The following is an 18,533-nucleotide window of genomic DNA, read 5'->3' as shown; positions in this document are numbered from 1 at the left end:
ACCAAAGTTTTTTTCCTGAACGTTATCTTTAAATTAAGGAATGAATTCATTTGTTTTACTAATACTACTTTTTTACACTAAAAATGACACTTAGTTTGCGATTTCTTTTTCTTTAACTAACATAAAAACCAAATAGCGTATCTAATTTAGTCCATTCTAAAAAGCTATCGTTTTGGATATAAATAGTATAAACGCGAATTCAACGAATTATCACTAATTGAAATAAGTTAACCTTGTTTGTGAAATTAATTGCACAAACTAATTAGTGCAATTCGTGTTGTATTTTTATAATTGTACATAGATATTAAAAAGTTGATTTTTCTAATGCTGCGTCCACAGTCTTAATAAAAACTCATACTTTTAACCATGAAACAACTTCTGTTTGCAGTACTTCTTGCCGGCGCAATAAACAATAGTTTACACGCGCAAAATGACAATCTAAAAATTAATCAGATACAAGTAATTGGATCTCACAACAGTTACCGTCACAATATTGAACCTGATTTATACAATTTTATTCAGGCAAAAGATACTTCCCGATCTCTAAAAGGTTTACAATACACCCATATTTCGCTTACAGAACAATTAAATAAAGGTCTTAGAAATTTAGAAATTGATGTTCAGGCCGATTCTAAAGGTGGAAAATATGCACACCCAAAAGGATTGGATCTTGTAAAATCTGAAGCTGCTTATGATCCTAAAGGAGAAATGAACAAACCGGGTTTTAAAGTATTTCATATGATCGATATTGATTTTAGAACTTCTTGTTATACGCTACAAATCGCTTTGGCGGAATTAAAAAAATGGTCAGACGCAAACCCTGATCATATTCCTGTTTTTATTACACTAGAACCAAAAGATGATGACAGTTTCTTAGGTACAAAAGCAGAAAAATTTACACCGGAATTATTTGACGCTTTAGACAAAGAACTTCGAAAAGGTTTAGGCAATAAATTAATCACGCCGGATATGGTTCGCGGAAAATACAAAACACTCGAAGAAGCTGTTCTAAACAACAATTGGCCAACACTGAAAAAAGCAAAAGGTAAATTCTTGTTTATCCTCGACAACAACGGAGCCAAAAGAGATATGTATGCTTTAGATCATCCATCGCTGGAAAAACGTGTCGCTTTTATTTGCGCAGATCCTGGAAAACCAGAAGCCGCAGCATTATTAATAGGCAATTCTGAAGATCCTAAAATTACAGATCTAGTCAAAAAAGGATATATAATCCGCACAAGAGCAGATTCAGATACTAAAGAAGCTCGCAAAAACGATTATTCACACTTTGAAGCAGCCAAAAAATCAGGCGCACAAATCATCACCACCGATTATTATTTGCCAAGTACTTTTTTTAATTCTCCTTATCAAATTAAATATGATGATGGTAGTTATGTGAGAGTAAATCCTGTTACTGGAGGTGAATAGTTTTCAGTCTCGGTTTTCAGGTTGGGATGAATAAAAATTTAACCGCAAAGTTCGCAAGTTTTTTTGATGTGGATTGCGTTTAGTAAATACAAAGTTCGCAAAGCTAGTTCTTGATAAAGCTTTGCGAACTTTGCGTTTTGTATAAAACCTTACAAATAAAAAATCTTTGCGCGCTTTGCGGTAAAATTCATTCCAATTTTCACCCACAGTAAAACCTAAAACTTTTTCATGGCACACAGATGACGCGGATTTAAAAAGATCTAACACAGATTTTTTTATCCACAAAGTCATTGCGAGGAACGAAGCAACCATACTAACAATAAAATACAAAGCTTGATTTTGCAAATGTGATTGCTTCGTTCCTCGCAATGACAAAAAAATCCGTAAAAAATCCGTGCTTTCGCTTTAGCGAATCCGTGTCATCCGCGTGCCATTTCCTACAAAGCTTTGCGATCTAAAAAAAGCAAAGCAAGCATAAATCAAAACTTTGCGAACTTTGCGTAAAACCTTCGTGCCCTTTGCGGTAAAATTCACTCCAACAAACCTTACTTCAACTCCTTAACTTCGCCGCTCTTCAAGTCAACACTAAAATGATCTGCCGGAACTTCGTGCATGAATTTATTGAAAATAATCAGAAACAATCGCATTTGGTTTTGCAACGGTTTATCTTTTGAAGCATCATCTTTATGATTCTCAAAAAACAATTGAGAAAGTAATTTATATTGCATTGCTCTTGTGCTTCCAACATCGGTTAAAGCCAATTCATCAGCACTTCTAAAACGGTAGAAATCAACTAATAAATCATAGCCTGTCCAATTTAAATCCTCCCGTTTTATTTTCTTATTCGATAAAATTAAATCAGTTTTTCCTTCAGCTTCGATCCATTGCTTTTGAAAATCATCTTTATGTTCAAGATTATAATCAAAATCTTTAACCGACTTTATATTAGCCAAAATGAATAAATCTTTTGCAGAAATATTCATAATGAAATTCTTGAATCCTTCTGGCCAATCGTCTTTTAGAAATCTTAAACGAACTAATTCCTTCAAATGAAAATCAGTGAAATCATGATAATTTTTAGTTTTCAAAATATCAATATTCCAAATATCTTTTGTGTTTTGACTTTCTAAGAATTTATATTCCGTTCTATATAAATCAAAAAGTTCGTTATATCTCGGAACATCATCAATTGTTATCGTTTGAATGTCTACAAGATTATCTTTTTTTATAGTCAATAATTTATACGCCGGAATATATGCCGCCAACGAAGGCGTTTGAATATTTACCAAAGTATTTCCTTTTGCAGTTGTTCTAACTCCTGTATCATTGATATGCATATGTCCGCCAAAATGAATCTTCAATCCAGCATCTGCAAAAACCTGCGCCACTTCTTCAACCGGAACTCGGTTTAATTGCCATTTATTTGGCCCAAGTAATTCTTTTATTTCCGCGGAAGCGTCATCATTAAAATCAATCATCGGAAAATGACTGAAAGCGATCAAAGTTTTACCTTGTAGTTTGGCTTGCGCCGAAATCTCTTCGACCCATTTTATAAGATGTTTTTTATTCGAAAGCACATTATTATAACCTGTACTTGCTTCTGAATAATTTTTAGGATCTTTTGGATCTCCATCACTTTTCTTCGGAATATAAACATTGCCATCAATTGCCATCAACCAAAGTCCGTCAACAGGTTCAACAACATAACTCACATCCGGAACTTCAAAACCCGGCGCCACATTATAAACTCGGTTTGACAATTGAGCAGCTTGTGAAGCTTTTTCGAAACTATAATTTTGAGAAGTATAAGTCGAAAACGGAGTTGCCCAGAATTTGTATTTTTTATTGGGATAAAAACCAAAATCTTTCAAATTATCCGTGATTCCAAAATAACCCATTTTAGCAATATCGGCGGTTACAACTACAGGCTGTTCGATCGTTAAGTTTGGCTTATAAAGGCCTTCTTTGCTATAAATGGGCTGACTTTTTCCGTCTGCGCCAAGAAAATCTTCCTTGCCTGATTCTTGTGCAAATGGCCCAACGGGATCGTGATTTCCTGTTGTGATAAAAAATTCTATATTGTATTTCTTTTTATATTCTTCTAATATTTTTTCCAAGCCTTTTACATGAATCGGCTGACCGTCATCTGTATAATCGCCCGGAAGTGCTACATATTTTATTTTTCGCTTGGCAATATCTTCCAAAGCAGCAATAAAAGCAAAATAGTTTTCATTGAAGATTCGCGTCGAATGCAACTGAGATGCCATTGTTCTCATTAACGTATATTTTCCGGTTTTGGTATTCAAAACACCTTTATAATCATTATCAGAAAATGTTCCGAATAAATCCTGTAAATGCACATCAGACAAAAAAGCAACCTGAACACCGTCGAGTTTTGTTTGCTTTTGTGCCGAAATACTAGAATTAAAACAGAGAAAAAATAGAAATAGGAAATAGATTTTATAAGGAGATATAATTTTTAAAGACATTAGGTTAAATTTTAAAGAGATTTATGAAATGGCGCAATCATAAAAGAACGTGCAATTTTATGGATTAAAACCCGAAATACCTTTATCGTATTGTTACCTAATGATAAATATTTATTGTTGGGAGGTATTTTACCGCAAAGCGCGCAAAGTTTTTTTGTTCTGGATTGCGCATAGTAAACGCAAAGTTCGCAAAGCTTTGTTAACAGCCAGCTTTGCGAACTTTGCGTTTGTATAAAACCACGCATAGGAAAAAAACTTTGCGCACTTTGCGGTAAAATCAACATCACGGTAAAAAAATCCTTAAATTTATAATCATTTTCAATTCTAAACTTATGGAAACAAAAGATGGAAAACTCGCCATTTACGCCCAAACAAGAAATGATTGGCGCAATTGGCTTCAGGAAAACAGTCAGATTGAAAAATCGGTTTGGTTGATTTTATACCATAAAAAAAGTAAAGTAGAAAGTATAAACCTCATCGACGCCACAGAAGAAGCACTATGTTTTGGATGGATTGATAGTTTGTGTAAAAAACGTGATGGCGAAAGTTATTATCTGACATTTACTCCGCGAAATCCTAAAAAAAGTAAATGGAGTCAACCCAACCGTGATCGCGCAGAAAGAATGATTGAACAAGGTTTAATGACAGAATATGGTCAGCTTTTGATTGATATCGCAAAGCAAAACGGAAAATGGGAATCGATATGAAAATACCATCGTAAACGCAAACACAATCTTGTCATCCCGAGGAACGAGGGATCTCCGCGAGTAGCTCGACAAAGATTAACAATATACTTTGCGGAGCTTCTTGTGTGATTTCTCCCTTCGGTCGAAATGACAAAAATGAGCATACCAACTTTGACAAAAATCATCGCAATCACAGAATAAAAAATTACAAATACCCCAAATGGAAGAATATCAGTCTTTAATAAACCACATACAACAAAGAATATCCCTTTCTGAAGAAGAAATTCATCAGTTTGTATCTGAGTTTAAAATTACAAAAATCAAAAAAAGACAATTTATTATCCAGCCTGATTTTGTCGCTAAATATAGAAGTTATGTCCTAAAAGGCGCCTTAAGAGCTTATGTTGTAAATGGTCAGGGACAAGAACATACGATTTCGTTTGCGATCGAAGACTGGTGGATTTCTGATTACAACAGTTATATTTACCAGCAACCAGCGACTATGTTTGTTGTCGCATTAGAAGATGCTGTTCTTCTACAAATTGATTTCGAAACAGAAACAAAACTAAAGAACGCTAATCCAAAATTTGAAACTTTCTTCCGAATTACGGCTGAGCGAACTGCAGCATTTTTTCAACGCCGAATTATTATGAATCTTACTTCCACAGCAGAAGAACGTTACGATACTTTTATCGAAAATTTTCCTCTAATTGTTCAGCGTGTTCCTCAATATACGTTGGCTTCATATTTAGGCATGACAACTGAATTTCTTTCGAAAATAAGGAACAATAAATTGAAAAAGAAAAGTTGAACTACTTCAACCTTTTTTCCTAATCTACTTCATTTTTATTGTTTTAAAACTGTCACAACTTTGTAATGTAATTTTAAATACAAAGAAAATGGCAACGAATAAAAATACTGCGCTTGTAGTTGGTGCAAATGGCGTGATTGGGACAAATCTTATCAATTATCTTTTGTCTTTAAGCAATTGGAATGTTATTGGTTTATCCCGAAAAGGCGGTGAAAATGCTCCAAATCTCGAATATATTTCAGTCGATTTACTGGATATTGAAGATTCTCAAAAGCAATTATCTCATCTCAATACTATTACTCATATTTTTTATGCGGCTTATCAAGATCGTCCTTCGTGGGCAGAACTTGTTGAACCTAATTTGACGATGCTCAAAAATGTCGTTAACACAATTGAACCATTATCTAAAGATCTACAGCACATAAGTTTAATGCAGGGATATAAAGTTTATGGCGCGCATCTTGGACCTTTTAAAACTCCTGCAAAAGAAAGTGATGCCGGACATATGCCGCCGGAATTTAATATCAATCAGCAAGAATTTTTAGAGAAAAAACAACAAGGAAAAAACTGGAATTGGACGGCTATTCGTCCTTCAGTTGTTGGTGGTACAGCTTTGGGAAATCCAATGAATCTCGCACTTGTTATTGCAGTTTATGCTTCCATTTCAAAAGAATTAAATCTTCCGCTTCGTTTTCCCGGAAAACCCGGAGCATACGATAAACTTATGGAAATGACCGATGCAGGATTATTAGCAAAAGCTACCGTTTGGGCCGCTACAAATGTGCAATGTGCCAATCAGGCTTTTAATATTTCAAACGGAGATTTATTCAGATGGACGGAATTATGGCCAAAAATTGCCTCTTATTTTGAAATTCCTGTTGCGCCGCCACTTCAAATGCAATTGCAAACGGTTATGGCTGATAAAGAAGTTTTGTGGAAAAATATTCAGGAGAAACATAATTTAGAAAAACACAGTTATGAAAAATTATCCAGTTGGGGATTTGGAGATTTTGTTTTTTCATGGGATTACGATTTTTTCGCAGACGGAAGCAAAGCCAGACGTTTTGGTTTCTATGAATTTATAGATACCGAAGAAATGTTCTTTAAACTATTTGATCAATTGCGTCAGGAGAAGATTATTCCTTAAATAAAAAAAGCTGCCACTTCTGACAGCTTTTAAGTATTTTTAGATTCTTATCATAAAGTATATCCGTAATATTGTCATTTCTTATTGGATAAACCTTTGTCAAAGTTTAAAACTTTGACAAAGGTTAGAATAAATATAACTAACTATTTATTTCTTTATAAAACGTTTTATAGTCTGTTTTCCGTCTTTCGCGAAAACAACAAAATAAACGCCTCTATTTAAACCGGAAACATCTACACTATTATTATAGACTTTTTGCCCTGAAACTATAGTTCCCGTTTGAGAATCTACAATACTTATGTTTCCTCCAGTCAAATCTGTGGTTATAAAAAGTGTATTCGCAACTGGATTTGGGTAAATATTTAAAGCAACTAAAGGTGTTTTGTCCTCTATAATTGGTGAAGCTGTAGATGCCGCTCCAATTTTGGTAATCCTGATCCAGTTAATATTCATTCCTGTGTTTTGAATGTAGATTCCAAAATTATAAGTTCCGGCATTTACGTTTACAGTTTGTGTAACGGTTTGCCAGTTTTGCCATCCTCCGGTATTTGGTATATCAACATTTCCAAGAAGAATTGTTCCACCATTTAAATCAGATGAAAGTTTACCGCCAGTTACACCACTTGCAACTCTGTATTCGATTAAGTAAGAACCTGTTGTTGAAAAATTAATGTTATTATACGCCAACCAGTCTCCAGTTTCGGTATAACCAACATTGGAACCTCCGCCTGAATCTGTTGTTGCTTCAACCTGAATTCCGCTCATTGCTGAGTAATCTTCTGCTTGAATTAATGTTGAAGTTTGTGTTGTAGTTGTTGCAATTAACTTCCATTGCCCACAAGTCTGGTTGTTATTATCCCATTGCTGCACATTGGCGCCATTTGCTGTACTTGCTCCTGCAACCTCAACTACTCGACCGCTATGTCTGGCAATAATTTTGTAAAATCCATCGCCTGTAGAAACCAAAACAAACTGCTGATTCGTAGTTCCGTTATACGGATATTGCTCTACGCTAACACCATTTGCTTTATTAAAACCATTTACATCAAGAGATTGTCCACTATGATTTACGATGATTTTATACAAGCCATCGCCTAAATGCGTGAAAGTATATTTCTGATTGTTTCCTGAATTTGGAGTTCCTTGTGCAATACTCGCTCCGTTGATTAAACTGGCATTCCAAACATCCATATTTAAACCGCTGTTTCTGTTTTGCAAAAAGAAAGTCTGATTTCCTAAAGTTGTAACTCCGTTTGCCAAAATTCTAATAGAACTTACTTTATCATTCCACGTTGTATTCAAACAAGAATTATCAGAATTAATTACGGTTGAAGCTCCGGTAAAATTATCATCCTGATACAAAATCGCCTGAAATCCCTGAGTGATTCTTAGCGAAGAAATATCATCGTTTAAAACTCCTAAGGAATTCAAACGCGCCAAATTATAATCACCGATAGTCAAACCTCCCGAAAATCCGGTATAATTACAATCTTTATAAACCGTTATAACATCTGTCGAAGGACTAATATTTCCTCCTGGCGGAATTGTTCCTGTAACCGAATAACTTCCGATAGATCCATAAGCCGAATATCCGCCATAACCTGCATTTCCTGCTCCGGTTCCGTCAACGCCTATAAAGTATTTTCCGGCTGGCAAATTTACATTCATCGAAGCATTTAAGGCAAAAGGATCCGAATTCCAATACGTTCCCATTTCGGCTCCAGCCGAATTATACAAACGGATTAAAAGATGAAGATTTCCATCTCTTCCAACGGTATTAGCATTGATCGAAACATTTCCTCCTCCGGTTGTAAACGTGAAGAAATCATAATCGGCTTCACTAGAAATGATACCATTTTTTTGATTAATGGTTCCGCTTGCATTATAATCTAAATTAGCTGCCGAAGCGGTGTTATCTCCATAATCATCACCTCTGTAACCAATACCAAATTTTGAACTTGCGATCGAAGCCACATCGTCTTGTTTATTATCAGCATAGTTGTACTCGCCTTTACTCCATTGCACGACTGGTCTGTAATAACCTGCACCCATAATTGGAGCCCATGAAGTTCCGTCAATGCCAAGAAAATAGCCTTCAACAGGATTTGTACGCCCATCATGACCAAGATCAAATGTATGTCCAACTTCATGCGCAGAGGCATCTCCACCAGATTTACCCGAAGTAATAAATACCCAGCAAGGTACATCATTGTCCCAGTTAAAGGAACCAATATAAGCTACGCCTCCTGCTCCCGGAGCCGCAGTATTGGTTGGAGTTACCACCACACGCATTCTTCTGTTTCTTGGATACGAATTAAAAACGGCTTCGCTCGTCGTAACATTCAAGTTAAAAGGTCTGTAATCTTCAGATACTACTTCCCAATGTTGCTGTACATCAGCATCGCTCATTCCGGATGGTGCAGCATTAATCGCGTTTCCGTTGTTCCAGAGATTTCCTGCCGGCATATTATATCCGTCAAAATCTAATAAAACACAACCTGCCGCGCCCGGTAAACTTTGCAAATTCAATAAAGCCGGAGCAATTTGAGCCGCTGCTGCTTTACTTGTAGTTTTAGTATTCGAAGGAACGTTTCTGTAATCTATACAAACCAAAGTATTGATATCGACTTTAGATACAAAAGCATTTCCTTTCGCATCTGAATAATATTTATAGGCTTCTTTTGTTTTCTTTAAAATAATATGACCTTCAAGCGATTGATCTTTTACTTTTATGTAAAAAGAAGATTCGGGAATATTCTTGATTTCTCCAATCAAAAATTCGCTTGACGCATTTGATTCTTTATAATTTATTTTTCCGTTGAAGCTTTTCGAATTTTCAACCTGAAGTAAAACTGTTTTTTCTGCATTTTTTGATGTTGAAGCAACTAATTCTTTCTTTAGATGATTCATAAATGTTTTACTCGAACCTAGAGAAGTCTGCGCAATTGCAAAACTGCTAAAGGCGAGAAACATCAATAAACTAAACCGAAATTTGTAATTGTTTTTCATATAAAATTTGGGGTTAAAAAAGTTATGAATTATAAATTATGAGTTTTTTGAAACTTGGGATTTGAGTGGTATTGGCTAAAAAATTTAACCGCAAAGCGCGCAAAGGTTTTTTATTCTGGATTGCATTTAGCAATCGCAAAGTTCGCAAAGCTAGATCAACACAAAGCTTTGCGCGCTTTGCGGTTAAACTTTTGCAGTTAAATATTTTTCCACAAAGCACGCGAAGATTTAATTTTACTTTACGCATAGAAAACACAAAGTTCGCAAAGCTAGATCAACACAATCCCGATAGCTATCGGGATTGCGAACCTTTGCAGTTTTTTCTTTGCGAACTTTGCGGTTAAACTTTTGCGGTTAAACTCTTACAGTTAAATATTTACTTTTTAATAAAACGTCTCACCGTTTTGATTCCGTCTTTCTCAACTAAAACCAAATAGATTCCAGATTTCAAACTAGAAACATCAACGCTGTTATTATTGACTTTTTGTGTAGAAACCGTATTTCCTCCCTGAGAATCTATAATGCTCACATTTGCACCTGAAACTTCTGTAGAAAAAGTCAGTGAATCTTGCGTAGGATTTGGGAAAACATTCAAACTTGCAATTCCTTCTTCTGAGGTAATTGCTGGCGAAGCTGTTTTTGCACTTGAACCCGATTTTGTGATTCTAAACCAGTTTAAATTCACACCCGAAGCTTGGATAAAGATTCCGAAGTTGTACGTTCCGGCATTCACATTTACGGTTTGAGATACCGTTTGCCAATTTTGCCAGCCTCCTGTATTTGGAATATTCAAAGCCCCTAACTGAATTGTTCCTGCATTTAAATCAGAGGATATTCTTGCACCGTTTACAGCACTTGCAACTCTGTATTCAATTACATAATTGCCTGAAGTTGGGAAATTAATATTGTAATATGCCATCCAATCGTTTGCATCTGCGTAACCTACATTCAATCCTCCTCCGGTATCTGTTGTAGCTTCGGTTTGCACGCCACTCATTGTTGAGTAGTTTTCTGCCTGAATCAAAGTTCCTGTTCCCGGAGGATTACTTCCGGTAATAACCTGATTTACGGCAGTCAATAATGATTTTGCACCTGTAGCATCCTGAGATAATTCCCAAATCATAACTCCTCCGGCATTCTGAACTGCAAAAGTTGTTTTGGCTTTAATCGTTGGAATTCCGTTATAATAAATGGTATTTCCAACTTGGTCTAAATTTTCAGCTCCAGGATATTGCGCTACGATATTAGCATAAGAAATTCCCTGATTTGCCGAAGCTCCAAAACCATATCCGTAAAACGGAAGACCAATAATGGCTTTGCTTGCAGGTAATCCTCTTCCTGTCCAGTAATTAAACTGATTTACAGCCATACTATAAGGCGAATGTTGTCCCGGACTTCCAGGAGCCCAAGGTCCTGTTGCATCATAAGCCATGATATTAATCCAGTCATAAGCGGTAAAAGTCGATGCCGGAACATTTGCTCCTCCATATCCTTCTGAAAGTGCTGCCGAAATTAATTTACCTCCCGAATGTAATTTCGCCGCAAGAGCTATTACAAATCCGCCATAATCACCATTAATCGCCGGACCTTCAAGATCTACGTCGACACCATCAAAATTATGCGCAACAACATAATCGTATATTTTTTGGATAAAAGCCGTTCTGTTACCACTCGTAATAAGATTAAAATAATTATCGCGAATAGGTCCTCCTTCAGAAACTGAGCCTCCTCCAAGTGAAACAAATACTTTTACATTTTGTGCGTGCGCCGCATTGATAATCGTGTTACTTCCTGAATTAAAAGACAAATATCCGTTGGCATCGGGATTTTCAAAAGCAATATTTATATGCGTTAATTTACTGTACTGAACGGTGCTCGAAAACGCGTTCAAATCTACCCAATTTGGGATATAAGCTATTACTTTCTTCTGGGCCATTGACAAATTGAAAACTCCCAAAACTAAAATGATCGTCCATTTTAGTGGCATTTTTTTGTAATTGTTTTTCATGGTAATTGTTTAATAGATTAATAAAAATTTGTAAATAATGGGGGAAACTTATTGTTGATCTTAGATTTCTGATTTTAGAATTAAGAGGCAAGAAACAACAAGCAAGACTTTATATTGATTCACAAAATCTTGCTTCTTGCTTCTTGTCTCTTAAATAATTAATTATTTCTTTATAAAACGCTTAATTGTTTTTGTACCGTCTTTTTCAAAAACTACCAGATAAACACCTCTTCTCAAATGCGAAACATCTATACTATTATTCGATAATTTTTGTTTTGAAACTGTATTTCCGGTTTGAGAATCTATAATACTAATGTTTCCTCCGGTAACATTTGTAGTTACAAAAAGTGTATTTTCAACCGGACTTGGATATACATTTAAAGCCGTTTCAGCAACTTCTTCTTCAATTGGAGCCGAAGCCATTTTTGCACTTGAACCTGTTTTTGTAATTTTAATCCAGTTGATATTCATTCCTGTATTTTGAATGTAAATTCCAAAATTGTATGTTCCTGCATTGACATTTACCGTTTGCGAAACCGTTTGCCAGTTTTGCCATCCTCCCGTATTCGGAATATCAACATTTCCTAAAACAATAGTTCCTCCGTTTAAATCCGAAGATAATCTACCTCCTGCTACAGCACTTGCAACTCGATATTCGATTAAATAAGATCCTGTAGTTGGGAAATTAATACTGTTGTAAGCCAACCAATCTCCTGTTTCAGTATAACCAACATTTGAACCTCCTCCGGTATCTGTCGTTGCTTCAACCTGAATTCCGCTCATTGCTGAGTAATCTTCCGCCTGAATTAAAACTGAAGTTTGAGAACTTGTTGCCGGAACCAATTTCCATTGTCCGCACGTTTGATTGTTGTTATCCCATTGCTGAACAACTGCTCCAGAAGCTGTACTTGCTCCTGCAACCTCAACAATTCTACCGCTATGTCTGGCAACAATTTTATAAAATCCATCGCCTGTAGAAACCAATACAAATTGCTGATTTGTCGTTGCATTGTATGGATATTGCTGTACAGGAGTACCATTTGCTTTATTGAAATTGTTTACATCAAGAGATTGTCCGCTGTGATTAGCAATAATTTTATACAAACCATCGCCTAAATGTGTCAACGTAAATTTTTGATTATTTCCAGAATTTAAAGCGCCTTGATTAATCGCTGCGCCATTATTCAAACTTGCTCCCCAAACATCCATGTATAAATTGCTGTTCCGGTTTTGCAAAAAGAAAGTTTGATTTCCTAGCGTAGTTGTTCCGTTTGCCAAAATTCTAATCGAAGTTACTTTGTCATTCCAGGTTGTATTCAAACAAGCATTATCAGAATTAATTACGGTTGAAGCTCCGGTAAAATTATCATCCTGATACAAAATCGCCTGAAATCCCTGAGTGATTTTTAGAGACGAAATATCATCGTTTAAAACTCCTAAAGTATTCAAACGCGCCAAGTTGTAATCTCCAATGGTTAATCCGCCTGAAAATCCAGTATAATTACAATCTTTATAAACGGTAATTACATCCGTTGTTGCCGGAACAGATGGAACCGTTCCTGCATATCCTCCAAAACTGGCAATAACTTTTGTAGGCTGTGGCGAATGAAGCGATGGCGATTGATCTGCCACATCATCATACGCGAATCCGTAAGCCAGATTGTCAACACTTATTCCCGGCAAATGCCAAAATTTAGAATAATGATTCGTTGGATTCACCTGATAAAATTTCGATGCATCGTACCAATTTTGCTGACCCGGATTTGGCGTTGTCGTATTTACAACGTGTCTGTTTATCGCCGCTGTTAATTGTGCCTGAATCACAAGATCCAAATCTCCGTCGACCAATCTTCTGTCCAGAACACCTTTTCCTTCAAGAGCTTCCTGAGTTGATGGTCTGTTTTGAACACGTCCTGTACGACCAACAAAACCTCCAGATTGTCCTACCATTTCCAGTTGTTCTCCGTTAACTCTTCCTTTGAAAATTCCGGCATCTCCGGCATAAAATATTAAATCTTCATTTTTATATTTATTCCAAATGGCATCAATGTATGATTTCAAATAATTAGCTTGAGGTCCTACAGAAGTTCCTCCAGTTCCATCGGCGAAAGCTGGCGTTTTAGAAGGCGCCGTAATTTCTCCCGTTGCATCATTCACACAACCTTGAAATTCAGCCGGAACATTGGCTTTAAAAGCCGCAACAATATCCGCGTGTTTCTTTAATTCACCTACACGTTTCTGATATCCATTTGCACCAAATAATTCTAATCCCATTGGGTATTTATACGAATCAACTCTCGAAGGATTTCCAAAGAAACCGTATTGATTATTCGTCAACTCGATAATTTCATATAAAATTCCCTGATTTGGATCTGTAGCATTCAACGGATTTGGTGACGTATATCCTGACGGAGCGCCACTTGCACCAAAAAAGTAGAAATACAACTGTTGTCCTTTGGCAATAAAAACTCTACAACCTGCAATTTGAGGCAACGTAAAAGTCTTATTGGGAATTTCGCTTAATTTGGTAAAACAATTGGCATATTTTGAGTTTTGTCCCGGTCCGGTATTTCCGCCAATTGTTGGTCCTGTAACGGTATTATAAGACGAACTCATTGGCAAAACCTGACTTGTTTTGGCATTTACCCAAACGTGATTTCCTGTAGTATAATCAATACCAACGATGGCAACATACAATTCGGTGTCGCTAAATGTTGAAGTATTGCTAATCGTAAACGGTATTGGCCCTTGGGCGTAACTAAAATTAAATAGCAATGCTAACAGCAATGCCGAAAAAATGTTTTTTTGTAATTTAAAATTTCTCATTGTTTAAAATTGTTTGGGTTAATAAACTTGTTTTAATTAATTAGTAAGAATGAGAAAATAAAGTCTATAAAAAATTGGGTGTAACTATTAAGGATCATTACACCCAATTGTATTTTGGTTATTGCTTAATCAATTTTTTAGTCCAGCTTTTCTGGTCAGATTTGAAGTTTAGAATATAAATTCCTCTTCTAAGTCTGCTGATATCGATTACGCCTTCAGTAGCATTTGCATCAAATTTATTCTGAGATACCAATGTTCCAGCATCGTCATAAATCGTCACGACTTTATTATCTAACTTTTCAGGCAATAAAAGCTGAACATAACTACTTGCCGGATTTGGATATATCGCAAAAGTTGTGGTTTCAACTTGAGCTTCTTCAGTAATAACCGAAGCTTTTTTGGCTGTCGAAGCAGATCCGTAAGCTTCAATTTCGAATAGAGAATATCCGTATGGAGCCAAAGCTTTTGTGGTACATAAAACTCTAATGTATCTTCCGGTTCCGCTTACCGTTAAATCGTCTGTTCCTCCGTCACTTGCCGTTTGAGTGTTTACAGTTTCATTTTCGGTGAAAACATTATCAGTCGAAATTTGCACTTTGTATTGCGTTGCAAAAGCTGCTTCCCATTTTAAAACCACACGATTGATGTTGTAGTTACTTCCTAAATCAACATAAATCCATTCGCTTGCATTTGCAAAACTGCTCGCCCATCTTGTTCCTGCATCTCCATCTGTGGCTTTCGCCGAAGAAAAAGTCGCATTTTCTTCTGTAGAAGCCGTAGTAGTTTTGGCTAAAGCCAAATTGACATTGCTGGTTGGAGGCGTAATATTTCGAACAATGACATCGCTGAAAACTCCCGTTGTCAAAGTTCCGTTTGCATGAGATGTTACAGCCATACCTGCATAAATGGTACTTGCCATAGCAATTGTTTTTGGAGTTCCAAGTTGCGTCCACGTAGTTCCATTATCCGATGTATAAGAAGTAAATACATTTCCTGCTCTTGTAACACGAATCCATTTTGGAGCCGTTCCCGCAGCTACTGTAGCAGTCGTAATTCCAGAAACTGCGTCTCTCGTTAGAAATTCTAAACCTGCTGCAGCGCTCACATCTGTCATGGCGTGTTTTGAAGTTGGCGTTAAAGTTTCACGGAACATAACTCCCGCTTTTGCGTAAGTATTGGTATTTGTAAGTGAATTTACTTTAGCAATTATTTCGGCATCACCGGTAATTGGTTGGTTTACAAACTGAAATTGATCGCCTGTATCCCAAATATCATTTCCAGATCCTTTGATCGTGAAAGTTCCGCTGGCGTGAGTTGCTTCTCCTGCCGGAGTAACAGCGCCTAAATCTGTGCTTACCCAAGGAGCTGGCAAAGTTGCCGGAGGATTTTCTGTACCAACTAAATTTACAGCTCTGATATTATCAAAATAATAAGTGTTTCCTGAACTCGTTCCCGGTTCTAACAAGAAAACAAAACGATTTACTTCGCTGTCTAAAGTTGAGGCATCCGGAGAACTTGCGTATGTAAATACCAACGTGTGCCAAGTGTTCGTTTGTTTAACAACTGCCTGATAAATACTATGTCTTCCCGTTGGATAATTTGACGGAATCGAAGCACTGCTTTCTGCCTGCCATGAAATTACAGATCCAACCGGAGCCGAAGTATAAACATCCATTGCAAACTTTTTAGTGCCTGATTTGAATTCTCCAATATTGGTTAAAGTCGTATTGAATGAAAAATTATCATACAATTCAGTCGATTTTCTAACATATTTCCCAACGTTTGTAGACGTATTGATTCCGCTTGCATTAGGATTTGCCGTGTTTGGCGTATAAGTTCCAATCGCATCTCTAAAAGAAATATTATGTACCGTTTGATAATCTTCGTACACAACTCCCGCCGTATAAGTGTCCGGTAATTTGGTTGAACCAATTCTGAAATTATCAAAATAATACGTGTCATTCGTATAAGAACCTGAGTTTGCCAAAATCACCATTTGGTTTACTGCAAGATTTGAAGTTCCCGCATCTGGACTTGAATTATAATAGAAAGTCAGCGTTTCCCATTGATTTTGTTTCGTCGTAATCGCTACATAATTACTGTTTCTTCCTGTTGGGAAATTAGCCGGAAGCGATGTTGCGCTATTCTCTAAATTCAGACTTACTACAGTTCCTATTGGAGCCGTTGTATAAACATCGATCATGATTTTTTTAGTCTGATTTTTAAATAAACCTGCATCTTCGATATTGTCTTGCGTATTGAAGAAAAGTACATCATATTGCTCTGTTACATTACGAACATACTTCGCCACATTTGCAGAATTATTAACCGAATTTGTTCCCGGATTTGCAACCACAGAATACGTTCCCGTTGTAGTTCCTTTGATGATTTTATTGATTCCGTCGTAGTTTTGTAAAACATCTGTCGCAATAATAGGTTTTTCAGGCGCAGCTTTTGTCAGCAGATTATCAAAATAATACGTCGCTCCGGAATTCGAATTAGATTCAAAAAGGAAAACTACATTATTGATCGTCAGAGCACTTGTATTGGGATCGATCACTTTTTCGAATTCAAACTCAATAGTTTCCCATTTGTTCTGAACCGTTGTTGTGGCTTTATAACCACTATGTCTTCCTGACGGAAAATTTGTTGCCGTTGTTACTAAACTATTCTCCAGTTGCATTGAAATTTTAGTTCCAACAGGCGCCGAAGTATAGATATCAAAAGAGATTTTCTTTCTGCCATAAACATAATCATTAGCATTGCTGATTACGACATTTTTGATATTAAGAACATCATATAATTCAGAAGCATTACGAACATATTTCCCCACCGAAGCCGAAGTATTGATTCCCGTAGCCGATGGATTTGCAACAGCTTCAGTCAAAACCCCCGTTTTAAGACCGTAAACTATATTGCGATTCGTTTGAAAATCTTCATAAATTCTTTCTACAGGCAAAGGAACTTCCGTAGTTACAGCCAGTTTATAAGTATTTGCAGCACATCCCGAAACTGTAGTTGCTACCGAAACATCTCCCCCAGATGTTCCCCAGTTTACAGTAATCGCATTTGTGCCTTGTCCTGACGTAATCGTTGCTCCCGCAGGAACTGTCCAATTGTAACTTGCACCAGCAATGGCATTTATTGAATAGTTTTTACCCGTTTCATTGTTATATACTTTTGCATCGCCCAAAACTCCATAAGTAAAACTTCCGCTGTAAACGCGAACATAATCTACTTGCAGTTTTGCCGGAAAATCAGCCGGAATTGGTTCTACACCAGCACCGTTTACACTTGTATAAGGTGTTCCTGCACTACCAACAGCCAGATTCAGAATAATATAAAACTGTTGATCGTTAAAAGGCCATCCGCCATTTACAGTCGTTTGTGGCGTTGCTGTGTGAAATAAATTGCCATCAATAAACCATTTTATGATATTTGGCCCCCATTCTACAGCATAAACGTGAAATTCTGTAGACAAATCAGTTGGAGAACTATAACTTCTTCCTGTAAAGTGATATCCACCGCCATCATAATGAATCGTTCCATCGATAGATTTTGGGTTTCTGTGTTTGGCTTCCATGATATCAATTTCACCTGTATAAGGCCAATTTGACGTTCCTGCCGGTAACATCCAGAATGCAGGCCAAGCGCCCATTCCGTTAGACAATTTCATACGAGCTTCGATTCTTCCGTATTTAATCGAATATTTTCCTTCAGTAGTTAGTTTTGCCGAAGAATACGGTTGCGCCGGAAATGATGCATTTGGCTCGTATTTAGCCTGAATATTCAAATAACTATCCGTTCCTTCTTTAACAATTGTTGCTTGATTTGGATCGTAACGCTGTGCTTCGCCGTTTCCGAAGCCACAAAGAGAAGGACAACCGTTTCCTGTAATGCTTTGCCATTTTGTTGCATCTACGGTTGTGCCATTAAATTCATCAGACCAAATTAAAGTGTTGCATTGCGCCTGAAGTTTTAGAAAAGGAGACAACATAATAAGTGTCATTATAAAACACCTCTTTAAAAAATAGTAATTGCTTCTCGGTGGTCGGCCGAAAAAAGGGTCATTTTGTTTCATTTTTTTTAGTTTTTGTTAGTAAAGTTCCATTAACCCAACAAATCTTAT

At 36.6% G+C, this 18,533-nt stretch carries 9 protein-coding genes; 4 read left to right on the top strand and 5 right to left on the bottom strand.

Going from position 1 to position 18,533, the window contains the following annotated elements; genetic code table 11:
• The first annotated feature begins 366 nt into the window (after positions 1-366).
• A complete protein-coding gene (locus C8C83_RS19690) occupies positions 367-1,428 on the top strand; it encodes a phosphatidylinositol-specific phospholipase C1-like protein (RefSeq protein ID WP_121330281.1) in 1,062 nt (353 codons plus the stop codon).
• A gap of 545 nt (positions 1,429-1,973) precedes the next feature.
• Here C8C83_RS19690 and C8C83_RS19685 read toward each other — a convergent pair.
• Positions 1,974-3,917 (bottom strand): metallophosphoesterase, encoded by a 1,944-nt coding sequence (locus tag C8C83_RS19685; RefSeq protein WP_121330279.1) that lies wholly within the window; start codon positions 3,915-3,917, stop codon positions 1,974-1,976.
• A 332-nt stretch (positions 3,918-4,249) separates the two neighbouring features.
• Between C8C83_RS19685 and C8C83_RS19680 the strand changes: the two genes are divergently transcribed.
• The 3 genes from C8C83_RS19680 (at position 4,250) to C8C83_RS19670 (ending at position 6,561) form a co-directional block, all read left to right on the top strand.
• Positions 4,250-4,624, top strand: a complete 375-nt coding sequence (locus tag C8C83_RS19680; protein ID WP_121330277.1) for a hypothetical protein — start codon at positions 4,250-4,252, stop codon at positions 4,622-4,624.
• Positions 4,625-4,823: 199 nt separating this feature from the next.
• Positions 4,824-5,414: a Crp/Fnr family transcriptional regulator gene (locus C8C83_RS19675; protein ID WP_121330276.1), complete on the top strand. Its 591-nt coding sequence runs from the start codon at positions 4,824-4,826 to the stop codon at positions 5,412-5,414.
• Positions 5,415-5,502: 88 nt separating this feature from the next.
• The gene (locus tag C8C83_RS19670) at positions 5,503-6,561 is read left to right on the top strand and encodes an SDR family oxidoreductase (protein WP_121330275.1); all 1,059 of its coding nucleotides are present in this window, start codon (positions 5,503-5,505) and stop codon (positions 6,559-6,561) included.
• 147 nt (positions 6,562-6,708) lie between these two features.
• Here C8C83_RS19670 and C8C83_RS27425 read toward each other — a convergent pair whose 3' ends face one another.
• From C8C83_RS27425 to C8C83_RS19650, 4 genes are all read right to left on the bottom strand, one after another.
• On the bottom strand, positions 6,709-9,570 hold the full coding sequence (locus tag C8C83_RS27425; RefSeq protein WP_233566161.1) for an RICIN domain-containing protein: 2,862 nt from the start codon (positions 9,568-9,570) through the stop codon (positions 6,709-6,711).
• Positions 9,571-9,946: 376 nt separating this feature from the next.
• Positions 9,947-11,578: a glycosyl hydrolase family 18 protein gene (locus tag C8C83_RS19660; RefSeq protein ID WP_121330273.1), complete on the bottom strand. Its 1,632-nt coding sequence runs from the start codon at positions 11,576-11,578 to the stop codon at positions 9,947-9,949.
• 162 nt (positions 11,579-11,740) lie between these two features.
• On the bottom strand, positions 11,741-14,404 hold the full coding sequence (locus tag C8C83_RS19655) for a beta-1,3-glucanase family protein (RefSeq protein WP_121330272.1): 2,664 nt from the start codon (positions 14,402-14,404) through the stop codon (positions 11,741-11,743).
• Positions 14,405-14,522: 118 nt separating this feature from the next.
• Positions 14,523-18,413, bottom strand: a complete 3,891-nt coding sequence (locus C8C83_RS19650; RefSeq protein WP_233566160.1) for a family 16 glycosylhydrolase — start codon at positions 18,411-18,413, stop codon at positions 14,523-14,525.
• Between the last annotated feature and the right edge of the window lie 120 nt (positions 18,414-18,533).

Source organism: Flavobacterium sp. 90, assembly GCF_004339525.1.
In the GTDB taxonomy this organism is placed as follows: domain Bacteria; phylum Bacteroidota; class Bacteroidia; order Flavobacteriales; family Flavobacteriaceae; genus Flavobacterium.
The sequence above is the reverse complement of the archived record's forward strand: the minus strand, read 5'-3'. Positions and strand labels throughout refer to the sequence as shown.

Bases quoted from the DNA above. Each gene is read 5' to 3' on its own strand.
- C8C83_RS19690 (WP_121330281.1), top strand. From the start codon at position 367: ATGAAACAACTTCTGTTTGCAGTACTTCTTGCCGGCGCAATAAACAAT.
- C8C83_RS19660 (WP_121330273.1), bottom strand. From the start codon at position 11,578: ATGAAAAACAATTACAAAAAAATGCCACTAAAATGGACGATCATTTTA.
- C8C83_RS19685 (WP_121330279.1), bottom strand. From the start codon at position 3,917: ATGTCTTTAAAAATTATATCTCCTTATAAAATCTATTTCCTATTTCTA.
- C8C83_RS19655 (WP_121330272.1), bottom strand. From the start codon at position 14,404: ATGAGAAATTTTAAATTACAAAAAAACATTTTTTCGGCATTGCTGTTA.
- C8C83_RS27425 (WP_233566161.1), bottom strand. From the start codon at position 9,570: ATGAAAAACAATTACAAATTTCGGTTTAGTTTATTGATGTTTCTCGCC.
- C8C83_RS19650 (WP_233566160.1), bottom strand. From the start codon at position 18,413: ATGACACTTATTATGTTGTCTCCTTTTCTAAAACTTCAGGCGCAATGC.
- C8C83_RS19670 (WP_121330275.1), top strand. From the start codon at position 5,503: ATGGCAACGAATAAAAATACTGCGCTTGTAGTTGGTGCAAATGGCGTG.
- C8C83_RS19675 (WP_121330276.1), top strand. From the start codon at position 4,824: ATGGAAGAATATCAGTCTTTAATAAACCACATACAACAAAGAATATCC.
- C8C83_RS19680 (WP_121330277.1), top strand. From the start codon at position 4,250: ATGGAAACAAAAGATGGAAAACTCGCCATTTACGCCCAAACAAGAAAT.